11 protein-coding genes are annotated in these 12,177 nt (G+C 63.3%); all 11 read right to left on the bottom strand.

Going from position 1 to position 12,177, the window contains the following annotated elements; all coding sequences use genetic code 11:
- Positions 1-170: 170 nt before the first annotated feature.
- On the bottom strand, positions 171-1,322 hold the full coding sequence (locus tag ACZ9H4_RS21065) for an ATP phosphoribosyltransferase regulatory subunit (protein WP_408144092.1): 1,152 nt from the start codon (positions 1,320-1,322) through the stop codon (positions 171-173).
- A 229-nt stretch (positions 1,323-1,551) separates the two neighbouring features.
- Entirely contained in the window at positions 1,552-1,743 is a 192-nt protein-coding gene (locus ACZ9H4_RS21070; RefSeq protein ID WP_121317405.1) for a DUF2065 domain-containing protein, read from the bottom strand.
- 45 nt (positions 1,744-1,788) lie between these two features.
- Positions 1,789-2,691 carry a protease modulator HflC gene (gene hflC / locus ACZ9H4_RS21075; protein ID WP_408144089.1) on the bottom strand — a complete coding sequence of 301 codons (903 nt, stop codon included), beginning with the start codon at positions 2,689-2,691 and terminating at the stop codon, positions 1,789-1,791.
- 12 nt (positions 2,692-2,703) lie between these two features.
- Positions 2,704-4,083 carry an FtsH protease activity modulator HflK gene (gene hflK, locus ACZ9H4_RS21080; RefSeq protein WP_408144087.1) on the bottom strand — a complete coding sequence of 460 codons (1,380 nt, stop codon included), beginning with the start codon at positions 4,081-4,083 and terminating at the stop codon, positions 2,704-2,706.
- A gap of 49 nt (positions 4,084-4,132) precedes the next feature.
- A complete protein-coding gene (gene hflX / locus ACZ9H4_RS21085; protein ID WP_408144085.1) occupies positions 4,133-5,308 on the bottom strand; it encodes a GTPase HflX in 1,176 nt (391 codons plus the stop codon).
- 72 nt (positions 5,309-5,380) lie between these two features.
- Positions 5,381-5,617: an RNA chaperone Hfq gene (gene hfq / locus ACZ9H4_RS21090; RefSeq protein WP_006051315.1), complete on the bottom strand. Its 237-nt coding sequence runs from the start codon at positions 5,615-5,617 to the stop codon at positions 5,381-5,383.
- A 142-nt stretch (positions 5,618-5,759) separates the two neighbouring features.
- On the bottom strand, positions 5,760-7,097 hold the full coding sequence (der, locus tag ACZ9H4_RS21095; RefSeq protein ID WP_408157068.1) for a ribosome biogenesis GTPase Der: 1,338 nt from the start codon (positions 7,095-7,097) through the stop codon (positions 5,760-5,762).
- A gap of 444 nt (positions 7,098-7,541) precedes the next feature.
- On the bottom strand, positions 7,542-8,687 hold the full coding sequence (gene bamB, locus ACZ9H4_RS21100; RefSeq protein ID WP_408144081.1) for an outer membrane protein assembly factor BamB: 1,146 nt from the start codon (positions 8,685-8,687) through the stop codon (positions 7,542-7,544).
- A 74-nt stretch (positions 8,688-8,761) separates the two neighbouring features.
- Entirely contained in the window at positions 8,762-9,391 is a 630-nt protein-coding gene (locus ACZ9H4_RS21105) for a YfgM family protein (protein WP_408144079.1), read from the bottom strand.
- A 66-nt stretch (positions 9,392-9,457) separates the two neighbouring features.
- Complete coding sequence (hisS, locus tag ACZ9H4_RS21110; RefSeq protein WP_408324170.1) at positions 9,458-10,798, bottom strand: histidine--tRNA ligase; 1,341 nt, start codon at positions 10,796-10,798, stop codon at positions 9,458-9,460.
- 20 nt (positions 10,799-10,818) lie between these two features.
- Complete coding sequence (ispG, locus tag ACZ9H4_RS21115) at positions 10,819-12,135, bottom strand: flavodoxin-dependent (E)-4-hydroxy-3-methylbut-2-enyl-diphosphate synthase (RefSeq protein ID WP_408144075.1); 1,317 nt, start codon at positions 12,133-12,135, stop codon at positions 10,819-10,821.
- Between the last annotated feature and the right edge of the window lie 42 nt (positions 12,136-12,177).

A 12,177-nucleotide genomic window follows, 5' to 3' on the forward strand; every position in this document is an offset into this window, starting at 1 on the left:
ACCTATGTTCGCGGAACCTTCCGAATTTTTCCGTTTCCGCTCAACGGTATGCACGTTATGTTGGGTATAGGAAAGACGGCGCGGCGACTCACCGCGCCTGGTTCAGCGGCACTTTCGCCGCCGTCTGGCAGGTGTCGGGAATAACCCCTCAAGGATCAGCCGGAACGCGCTCAGGCGCGCGGTTCGACGACCCATGCACCGTTGCGCTCGACCAACACGCGGTCGAACGCGAATTCATCCAGATCGTGCTCGTGGCCAGGCAGCGCCTGGATCACCACTTCACCGGCATCGCGCAACGCGGCGACGCTCACGCGCAACGCGTCGTCGTGCTGCCACGGGGCGAGAATCGCGCTGCTGCGCGCTTCGACCGGCGAGATGCGCGCGACTTCACGCAGATCGAGCGAAAAACCGGTTGCCGCGCGAGCCCGGCCATAAGCCTGGCCGACGTGGTCGTAACGACCGCCGCGCGCTACCGCGTTCGGCACGCCGTCGACGTACGCGGAGAACATCACGCCGCTGTGGTACGCATAGCCTCGCAAGTCGGCGAGGTCGATCATCACTTCGGCGCCGTCCACCTGACTCGCGAGGAACGCGAGGTCGTCGAGCGCGCGGGCGATCGCCGGTGCGTTGGGCAGGCGCGCCCGGGCTTCGTCGAGGATCGAGGCGTCGCCGTACAGCGTGGGCAGCGCGCGCAGCGCGTCGCGAATCACCGGCGTGAGCCCCTCCGTCAGTTCGACGAGGCGCGGCACGTCCTTGCCCGCCAGCGCGTCGTAGAGCGACTGGCCGAGGTCGGCCGCAGCCGGCTCAGCTTCGATCAAGGCCGCGAGCACGCCCGCATGACACAGATCAAGGCGCACTTTGGCGAGCCCGGCCAGACGCAGCGCGTCGAGCATCAGTTGCTGGATCTCCAGATCCGCTTCGAGGCCGGCGTGACCGTAAATTTCCGCGCCGATCTGGATCTGCTCGCGCGTCGCGTGCAGGCCGCGCGGCCGCGTATGGGCGACGTTGCCCGCGTAGCAAAGACGCGTAACGCCCTGGCGGTTCAGCAGATGCGCATCGATACGCGCAACTTGCGGCGTAATGTCGGCGCGCAGGCCGAGCGTGCGGCCGGACAATTGATCGACGAGCTTGAAGGTGCGCAGATTCAGATCATGGCCGCCACTGGTGAGCAGCGACTCGAGGTATTCGAGCAGCGGCGGCATCACCATCTCGTAGCCGTACGAACGGAAACGGTCCAGCAAATGGCGCCGCAACTCTTCGATCTTGCGGGCTTCCGACGGCAGCACGTCGGCAATATTCTCGGGAAGTAACCAGGTCGACATCGATACAGTCCTACGACGTTGAACACGGCGGCTGAAGCGCCGGTAAGTGAGTGTGTGAATGGCGGGCGGCGGCTCGATTCTGGCGACTGTCGCGGGCATCGGCGCGATCCGCCGACAGCGCTTCAAGCGGATATCACCGTGTGCTACAGCGCCCAGCGCACCCAAACCGGGCGTTGGCCCTGCGAGCAATCGGGCAGCACACGTGCCGCCCACTCGCCGACGCGGCCCGTCAGGTCACGATGAACAGCAGGATTAGCCCGAGCAGCATCACGATCAGACCGCCCACGCGAATCTGGTGCGCAGGCCGTTCCGCTATTTTACGGAACGTGTCGCGCCAGGCGGCCGGAAAAACGAAGGGGAACATCCCCTCGATAATCAGCATCAACGCGATCGCGAGCAGTAACGAGCCGGCTATATCCATGCGAATTCAACGGGCCGCGATGCGAATGCCGCGGCCTTCCGGTTATCAGTGTTTGCGCGAGACCGCGGGAGCGTCCGGCGTAACGCCACCGGTCGGACTACGCATGAAGCGGAAGAACTCGTTGTTCGGATCGACCACGATCAGGTCGCCCGGCTTGAAGGTCTTCTTGTATGCCTGCATGCTCAGATAAAACTGATAGAACTGCGGATCCTTGCCGAACGCTTCGGCGGCGATTTCCGCTGCCTTCGCATCGCCTTCGCCGCGGATGGTCTGCGCCTGGCTATAACCATCGGCGAGCACCGCCTGCTGTTGCGCGAGTGCGTCCGCCTTGATCTGGTTGGCCTCGGCCGCGCCCTTCGCGCGTTCGTCGGCGGCGATCTGCTCGCGGGCGGCGATCATCCGCTTGAAGACCGAATCGGTCATACCCGCCGGGAAATCGACACGCGTCAGTTGCACGTCGACCACCGACACGCCCAGCGAGGCCGCGCCCTTGTCCATCGCGCCGCGTGCTTCGTCGGCGACGCTTTGCTGTTTGGAGAGCGCATCGGTCAGCGTGAACTTGCCGAACGCATCGCCGAGCGCAGTGCGCGACAGCAACGCGAGCCGGTCCGGCAGGCTTTGCACGTCACCCTTCGTTTCGGCGAGCAGCTTGAGCGGATCGGTCACGCGGAACCTGATGACCGGATTGACCAGCAGATCGGTCTTATCCGACGTGGCGAAGCGGTCTTCGTCAGGCGTGTCGAGCGACTGGATGCGGTTGTCGACCAGCGTAACCGTTTGCAGCGGCGGCGGTAATTTGACGTGCAGACCCGGGCCGAGCAACGTGGACGGCGTATCGCCACGCGACGACAACACGGCCATGTGCCGCTGATCGACGACGAACACCATCGACGAAGCCGCAAACAGCACGATGACGACAGCCACGACGAGCGCAATGATCTTGTTCATGTTGTGCGCTCCTTATTGAACGTCGTCTTCGCGCATGCGATTGCGGAAGGCTTCGCGTGAACGCATCGAGGCGCCGCTGGCTCCCGGCTGGCTGGCGGGCACATCGCTCGCGGCGGGTGCGGTTGCCGCTCCCGCGACAGGGGCGGAAGCGCCCGACGGCGCCGCGGCACTCGCCGCTTGCGGCGCACCTGCGGCCGCAGCGCCCGGCGTGGCCGCAGCGGCGTCGGCGACGCGCTGCCGGCCCTGCTCGGCCAGCTTGTCGAGCGGCAGATACAACACGTTGTTGCCGTTCTTGCTGTCCACAAACACCTTGGTCGTAGTCGAGTAAATCTGCTGCATGGTTTCCATGTACATGCGCGTGCGGACCACGGCGGGCGCTTTCGAGTACTGCGCGAATACCTGCTTGAAGCGGTCGGCTTCGCCTTGTGCCTGCGCCACCGTCTTCTCGCTGTAGGTCTTCGCTTCTTCGATCTGGCGCGCCACATCGGCTTGCGCACGCGGCAACAGATCCGCCGCATAAGCCTGCGCATCGCGCTTCGCGCGCTCGTTTTCCTGACGCACCTTGGCGGCGTCGTCGAACGCGGCCTGCACCTGCTCGGGCATCTGCACGCTCTGGATCGTCACACCCGTCACGGCGAGGCCGGATTCGTATTGATCGAGGGATTGCTGGATCGCCGCCACCAGTTGCTGGCGCATTGTTTCGCGATCCTGATCGAGGACTTCGTTCGTGCTGCGCGCACCGACGATGCCGCGCACCGCCGACTGAGCAGCACGCGTGACGCTCTGATCAGGGTCTCCACTGCGGAACAGATAGTCGGTGGGCTTGCGCACCTGGTATTGCACCGCGAACCGAACGTCGACGATATCGCCGTCGTGCGTGAGCATCGACGCGTCCTTCACGTTCGCCGGGCGTACCACGTTGTTGCGGCCGATCTCGACCTGGCGGACCTGGCCGATATTGACGAACTCATGTGCTTCGAACGGATACGGCAGACGCCAGTGCACGCCTTGCCCTGCAGTGTAGCGATACTTACCGAACTGGATGACGACCGCGGCCTGGCCATCCTGAACGACAAACACGCCGCTGCCGAGATAGATCGCGATCAGCACGCCGATCACGATGCCCACGCCGATGCGCGCGCCACGTCCGTTGTCCGGACGGCCGCCGCCCGCACCACCGCCCTTGCGTCCGAAGATCCGGCTCAAGCGGCGGTTGAAATCACGCCACATCTCGTCGAGATCGGGCGGACCTTCTCCGTCCTTCGGCGGACGCTTGGGATCGTTGGGCCGTTGCCGGTCGCCATTGCCGTCTCCCCGGCCCCAGCGCGGATCGTTCAGTGAAAGCAAGGCTCGCATGCGCAGCCAGATACTCCGCTCGTTGTAATCGTTCACCTGTGTTCGTTCACCAGAGTAGACAGCGGGTCAGTGCAATTGGAATGGGTCAGTGCCCGAGTTCTGGAACCTTGCGGTCGTCGTCGCGCGGTGCTGCCGACCGGCCTTCTTCCGACCGATCGATCAACGTATCGGCAAGCGGTTCAGCAGTAGCGATTTCAGCGATGGCAGCACGCAACGTATCCAGCCCTTGCCCGGTGCGCGCGCTCAAAAAGACGCGCGAAATATTACCATACTCATCCCGCTCGACCGCGTCGCCACGGGCCGCCAGCTCCGGCACCGCGTCGATCTTGTTGAACACCAGCACCTGGCGGATCGTGTCCGCGCCGATCGCGTGCAATACCTCGTTCACCTGATCGATCTGGTCGAGGCGCACCGCGCTCGACGCATCGACCACATGCAGAAGCAGGTCGGCATGAATGGTTTCTTCGAGCGTCGCGCGAAACGCCGCGACCAGCTGGTGCGGCAATTCCCGAATGAAGCCGACCGTGTCGGACACCACCACCTGCCCCGCTTCGTCGCCGAGATAGACGCGCCGTGAGGTCGTGTCGAGCGTCGCGAACAGCTGGTCGGCGGCATACGCCTGAGCTTTCGTGAGCGCATTAAAGAGCGTGGACTTGCCCGCGTTCGTATAGCCGACCAGCGATACCGACATCGTCTGGTTGCGGCTGCGCGCGCGGCGCTGCGTGCCGTGCTGACGGCGCAGTTTTTCGAGCCGCGTCTTGAGCGCCTTGATGCGCTCGCCGATCAGACGGCGGTCGGTTTCGAGCTGCGTTTCGCCGGGACCGCGCAAACCGATACCGCCTTTCTGGCGTTCGAGGTGGGTCCATGCGCGAATCAGCCGGGTCGACAGATATTGCAGCTGCGCGAGCTCGACCTGCAGCTTGCCTTCGTGACTGCGGGCGCGTTGCGCAAAAATATCGAGGATGAGACTCGTGCGATCGACCACGCGCCGATTAAGCGCTTGCTCCAGATTGCGCTGCTGCGCAGGCGCCAGAGCGTGATTGAAGATCACGAGTTCGATGTCGTTCGCCTCACAGGCAAGGCGCAATTCTTCGGCCTTGCCGCTGCCGACGAACATCTTCGCGTCGGGACTGGAGCGGCGTCCGGTGAGGGTGACTAAGGGATTCGCGCCCGCGCTTTGCGCGAGCAGGCTGAGTTCTTCGAGACTGGCTTCGAAATCGATCTTACCGAAGTCGATGCCGACAAGCGCTGCATTGATCAAATTGGAGGGTATCAAAATGAGGCGGCCGGGAGTAATCGCCAACGGGCGACGCTACGCCGGCCGCGACGGGGGTTAGGACTGTTCGGAATCCGGGTGGAAATTCACCGGGCGGGCTGGCACGACCGTCGAGATTGCGTGCTTGTAGACCATCTGGGTGACCGTATTCCGGAGCAACACGACGTACTGGTCGAACGATTCGATGTTCCCTTGAAGCTTGATGCCGTTGACCAGGTAGATCGACACCGGCACATGCTCTTTACGCAGTGCGTTCAAAAACGGGTCTTGTAACAATTGCCCTTTGTTGCTCATAGCAAACTCCGTATTTTTTTGCAGGTTGACTGAATTGACGGTGAGGAAAAAGAGATCAGCCGTCAACCGCTACACTATAGCCGATTTTCGTTTTTGCGCGAGAGCCGGGGTCCTGCGCCCAAACCCAACACGCACGCGGGTTTCAGCCTTTGTCCGCGTAAGGGTTCGTCGATGATCTGAACTCTATTCGCAATGGAGTCCCAGTCAACTTGAAAGTTTCCCTGAAGCGGTTTTCGAGGTAACGTTTATACGTTTCGGTGATCGCATCGAGTGCGTTGCCGTGAATCACGATGATCGGCGGATTCTGTCCGCCCTGGTGCGCGTAACGCAGTTTCGGCCGCACCGGACCACGACGACGCGGCTGCTGGAATTCGACCGCATCGATCAGCGCGCGCGTGAGCTTCGGCGTCGGCAGCTTGGCCATTGCCGCAGTGTATGCATCGTCGACCGAACGCATCAGCGGACCAATACCGGTTTTCTCCGCCGCGGAAATGAAATGGAATTTCGCGAAGTCGAGAAATTTTAGTTTGCGTTCGAGGTCCGCTTTGGTGCGCTCGCGCACATGCGGATCGAGACCGTCCCATTTGTTCACGCCCACCACCAGCGCGCGGCCCTGCTCCACGACGAAACCGGCAATGTGCGCGTCCTGTTCGGAGATGTCCTGGCGCGCGTCAAGCAGCAGGATCACGACGTTCGCGTCCGAGATCGATTGCAGCGTCTTCACCACCGAGAATTTTTCGATCGCTTCGAACACCTTGCCGCGGCGGCGCAAGCCGGCCGTGTCGATCAGCGTGTACGGCTTGCCCTGGCGCTCGAAGTCGACGTAGATCGAATCGCGCGTGGTGCCCGGCATGTCGAACGCGATCACGCGCTCTTCGCCGACCAGCGCGTTGATCAGCGTCGACTTACCGACGTTCGGACGGCCGACGATCGCGATCTTCACGCCGCGCGCCGCTTTCTCGTCGTCGCTTTCTTCCGGCTGGCCGGCGTACGCGACGCCGAGCGCCTCGTTGATCATTTCCGTGACGCCGTCGCCGTGCGCGGCCGAAATCGCGCGCGGGTCGCCGAGACCGAGTTCGTAGAAGTCGGCGGCGACAGTCGTGTACTTCATCCCCTCGGCCTTGTTGACGACGAGGAAGATCGGCCTGCCGACCTTGCGCAGATAGTCGGCAATCGACTTGTCCTGCGGCGCGAGACCGTTGCGGCCGTCGACGATGAACACGACGATGTCGGATTCCTCGACCGCCTGGCGGGTTTGACGCGCCATCTCGTGCAGGATGCCGTCTTTCGCGACCGGCTCGAAGCCGCCGGTATCGACGACCAGATACGGCCGCTCGCCGGTGCGCCCCTCGCCGTAATGGCGATCGCGGGTGAGACCGGGCAGGTCGGCAACCAGCGCGTCACGCGAGCGCGTGAGGCGGTTGAACAGCGTGGATTTCCCCACATTGGGGCGCCCGACGAGGGCAATAACGGGTTTCATCAGATGTTGTTCACGGTGAAACGCGGGATCGAAATCGACCGCTCGCGTAGCGACGCCATGCGACCGCCACACGGCAGCGTTTGACGAAAATTATCACGAATTCGACCAGCCTCGGATGTGCGGGCAATATGCACACCCGGGCGGACGGGGATTTGGCTGTATGGGCAGCGCCAACGGGCCGCCAGATTCAGTCTTTCTTGCTCGACGGCCCGCACGCCCGTTCGCGGGCGATGGATCTGCGAGGCCGCCGACAGGTGGTGCCGCAAGCAGCCACCAAGGGACACGAGGCTCACACGTGCCCTGTCCGATCCGACTTGCCGGACCAGCCACTCCGGCAAAATTCTTCTACTTGCTTTGCGATACGACAACAATCAAAACCCGCTCGACAGAAACGCGCGCGGCCGGCGAAGCCGGCCTGCGCGCTCGAACGCAAGCCTCGCGCGATCAGCGCGGGCGAAAGCCGTACAGGCCGCCGTCGCGCGTCTGCACGACCAGCGTCTCACCGGCCAGCACCGGTGCCGCGGTAATCGCGCTGCCGTCGGTCTTCACGCGGGCGACGAGCGTGCCGTCGGCAGCCGACAGGAAGTGCACGTAGCCTTGATAGTCGCCAAACACCGCAGCGCGGCCCAGCAGGAACGGCACGCTCAGATCGCGGTTCTTCAACTGGTCATTCTTCCACAGCACCGCGCCGGTGTTGACGTCGAACGCGGACGCCACCGACCAGTCGTCCGCCGCCACCACGGTGCGGTCATCCTGCGCGAGGCCGCTCGTGCTCGAGAACGCCTTTTCCCACACCACGCGGCCTGAGTTCGCGTCGAAACAGCCAATCTGGCCCTGGAACGTCACCGCGCAGGTTTGCGAGCCGACCAGCGTGGGCGGCCCGGTCACGTCGTTGATACGCTCCACTTCCGTCACGCCCTTCGGATACGACACCGGGGTCTGCCAGTAAGCGTCGCCGGTCTGCAGGTTGATCGCGGCGAACGAGCCGCCCGGGAAACCGGCCAGCACGGCCGCGTCGCCCGCGAAGGTCATGCCCGCCGACACCCGCAGATTGAGCGGCACTGCGCGGTTGCGGTAGTTCCACTTCTGCTCGCCGGTTTGCGCATTGAAAGCGACGAGCTGCCCGTCGACCGTGCGCACCACCACGAGACCGTTGCCGACCAGCGGCGGCGAAATGATTTCGCCCGGCGCCTTCGCGGTCCACAACTGTTTGCCATCCGCGCCGAGCACGTAGACGTCGCCCTTCAGACCGCCGACCGCCGTGAGCGTGCCGTCGCTGCCGACACCCGCCGACAGATCGTCACGCAGCTTGACGCGCCAGATGTCCTTGCCGGTTTGCGCGTCGATCTTCGCAACCGAGCCGTTCGCGCCTGCGGCGAACACCGCGTTGCCGACAGCGACCGGTGCGAACAGGTAACGGCCCGCCTTGCCTACGCTCGCCGTCCAGGCCTGCTGCACGTCGAGCACGGGTTTGAACTCGGTGAGCGGCGTCGGCACGCGGCGCTCGTCTTTCGTGGATGAGCAAGCCGCCATCGTGAGGACGGTCATCGCACAGATAACGGGCACGGCGTAACGTTTCAGCAGATTCATCGGTGGACGAAGCATTCAGGAAATTAATTAAAGGAGACCGGTTGGTCGTTCGTGCGGCGCACTATGTGCGGCGGTCAGCCGCCCAGCGCGTCCAGCTTGAACTGAATCAACTGGCGTGCCGAGCTGTCGTTTTTCGACAGCGAGTCGAGCGCGAGTTTGTAGGCCGTGCGCGCATCGTCGCGCTTGCCCTGGGCGGCGAGCAGATCGCCGCGGCGGTTCGCCACGACGCCCTTGAACGCGTCGGATTGCGGTTCGGCGAGCAACGCGAGGCCCTGGTCGTAAGCCTTCTCGTCGAGCAGCAGTGACGCCATGCGCAGCCTGGCGATCTGCTTGAACTCGTCGTCCTTCGCGTGATCGATGGTCCATTGCAACTGGGCCTTCGCACCGGCTTCGTCGCCTGCCGCGTAGAGCGCCTTGGCTGCGCCCAGCGCGCTCATCTGTGCATACGCGGTGCGACTGAACTTGTCTTCCATGTCGGTGGCGGCGCGCGTGATCCGGGCCTTGTCACCCGATGCCACGGCTTGCTGCACCTGGTCATACAGCACCGCGGCTTCTGCCGCCTGGCGCCGTTGCCAGAAATTCCAGCCGTTCCATCCGGCTGCTGCAACCAATGCCACCAGCACGATCCACGTGGTTGCATTGCCCCACTGCGTCCACCATGCCTTCAGACTTTCAATCGATTCTTGTTCGTCGTGGTAACTCATTGCCCGGCGATTTCCTCTTTCTTGATACGTGTGCGTGTCGAGCCAATCGGCCCGGCGACATCGCGATCAGTCGTCGCCGTCTTCGGCGGTTGCAACCATCGCATTGATTAGAAATTCGGTCAAGTCTTCGGCGGGCACGTTATGTTGCTCGTTTTTACCGCCGTTAGCATTTGTATCGCGCAGCGGTTTGACACCGACCATGCCGTTGGCGATTTCGTCTTCGCCGAGCACCACCGCGAATGCCGCACCGCTCGCGTCGGCGCGCTTCATCTGCGATTTGAAGCTGGCCGTCTGACCGTCGGCGCTGCAATGCAGGATCACATCGAGCCCCGTATCGCGCAGACGTTCCGCGATGATGAAGGCCTGCTCGCGCGCGGCGTCGCCCTGATGGACCACGTACACGTCGCAGCCTTCAGCCTCGGGCACGAGATCCTCTTCCTTCAGCAATTCGAGAATCCGCTCGACGCCCATCGCCCAGCCGCACGCTGCCGTCGGCTTGCCGCCGAGCTGCTCGATCAGCGGATCGTAGCGGCCGCCAGCCGCGACCGTGCCTTGCGCGCCGAGCTTGTCGGTCACCCACTCGAACACGGTCAGATTGTAGTAATCGAGACCGCGCACGAGACGGGGGTTGATCGTGAACGGGACGTTGTTCGCTTTCAGGATGCGCTGCAAACCCTCGAAGTGCGCACGCGACTCGTCACCGAGAAAATCGATCAGCTTCGGCGCGTTCTGCGCGACTTCCTGCATGGCCGGATTTTTTGTGTCCAGCACGCGCAGCGGGTTCGTGTAGAGACGGCGCTTCGCTTCTTCGTCGAGCACGTCGACGTGCTTTTCGAGGTACGCAATCAGTTCGACGCGGTGCGCCGCGCGTTCTTCCGCCAGACCCAGCGAATTGATTTCGAGCTTGATACCCATCAGGCCAAGGTCGTCCCACAGCCGCTGACACATCATGATGATTTCAGCGTCGGCGTCCGGACCCGCGAAGCCCAGCGCTTCCACACCGACCTGATGGAACTGACGATAGCGGCCGCGCTGCGGACGCTCGTGACGGAACATCGGACCGACGTACCACAGCCGCTTCGGACCGTCGTACAGCATGTTGTGTTCAATAGCCGCACGCACCACCGCCGCCGTGTTCTCGGGACGCATGGTCAGATTTTCACCATTCAACGCGTCGGTGAAGCTGTACATCTCCTTCTCGACGATGTCGGTCACTTCGCCGATACCGCGCTTGAACAGCTGCGTATGCTCGACGATCGGCGTACGAATATTCTGGTATCCGTACGAACGCAGCATCGACTTGACGGTGGTTTCGAAAAATTCCCACAGCCCGGCTTCCTGCGGAAGGATGTCGTTCATGCCCTTCACGCCGGAGAGCTTTTCGAGCTTTTTCTTCTGTTCAGTCATCTGTGTTCGATAGCCGATGTTTAGTTGAGTGCTTCAGCGCGGCCGTAGCGGCGCTCGACGTAGTCACTCACGATTTGCTGGAATTCTTGCGCGATGTTCTCGCCGCGCAGCGTCTTGACCTTCTCGCCGTCGATGAACACCGGCGCGGCCGGGTTTTCGCCCGAACCCGGCAGGCTGATGCCGATATTGGCCTGCTTCGATTCGCCCGGACCGTTGACGATGCAGCCCATCACCGCAACGTGCATCTTTTCGACGCCAGGATACTGATCGCGCCATGCCGGCATTTGCGTGCGCAGATAGGTCTGGATTTGCGACGCCAGTTCCTGGAACAGCGTGCTGGTGGTGCGACCGCAACCCGGGCACGCGATCACCATCGGCGTGAACGAACGCAGCCCCATGGTCTGCAGAATTTCCTGGCCGACGATCACCTCGCCGGTGCGCGATGCGCCCGGCTCCGGCGTGAGCGAGATACGGATCGTGTCGCCGATGCCCTGTTGCAACAGCACGGACAACGCCGCGGTCGACGCAACGATGCCCTTCGAACCCATGCCTGCCTCGGTCAAGCCGAGATGCAGCGCGAATTCGCAACGGCGCGCGAGTTCGCGGTACACGGCGATCAGGTCCTGCACGCCGCTGACCTTGCACGACAGGATGATCTTGTCGCGCCCGAGGCCGAGTTCCACCGCGCGTTCGGCCGAGCCGATCGCCGACTGGATCAGCGCTTCGTACATCACGCTTTGCGCTTCCCACGGCGTGGCGCGCGACGCGTTCTCGTCCATCATCTTCGCGAGCAGGTCCTGATCGAGACTGCCCCAGTTGACGCCGATGCGCACCGGCTTGTCGTACTTCACCGCGGCTTCGATCATCTGCGCGAACTGCGTGTCGCGTTTCGCGCCGTGGCCGACGTTGCCCGGATTGATCCGGTACTTGGACAGCGACTCCGCGCACGCGGGGTAATCGCGCAACAGCAGATGGCCGTTGTAGTGGAAGTCGCCGACCAGCGGCACCGACACGCCCATGCGGTCGAGCTGCTCACGCACGGCCGGCACGGCCGCGGCCGCCTCCGGCGTGTTCACCGTGATGCGCACCAGTTCCGAACCGGCTTGCGCCAATTCCTTGATCTGGATCGCGGTGCCGATCGCGTCCGCCGTGTCCGTGTTGGTCATCGACTGCACGCGCACGGGCGCGTCGCCGCCGATGGTGACGAGCTGGCCGCCCCAACGCACGTCGACTGCGTGCGACTTGCGCCGCGCAGCCTGGCCGCCGAACACCGGTTCGTTAGAAACGATCTTGCTACTGGATCGGGATTGAGCTTCGGATTGCATCGAAAAACCCATTTACGCCGCATGCGCTACACAAAAACGTAGCGCCTGAATTGA

It is taken from the genome of Paraburkholderia sp. TE9906 (assembly GCF_056279605.1).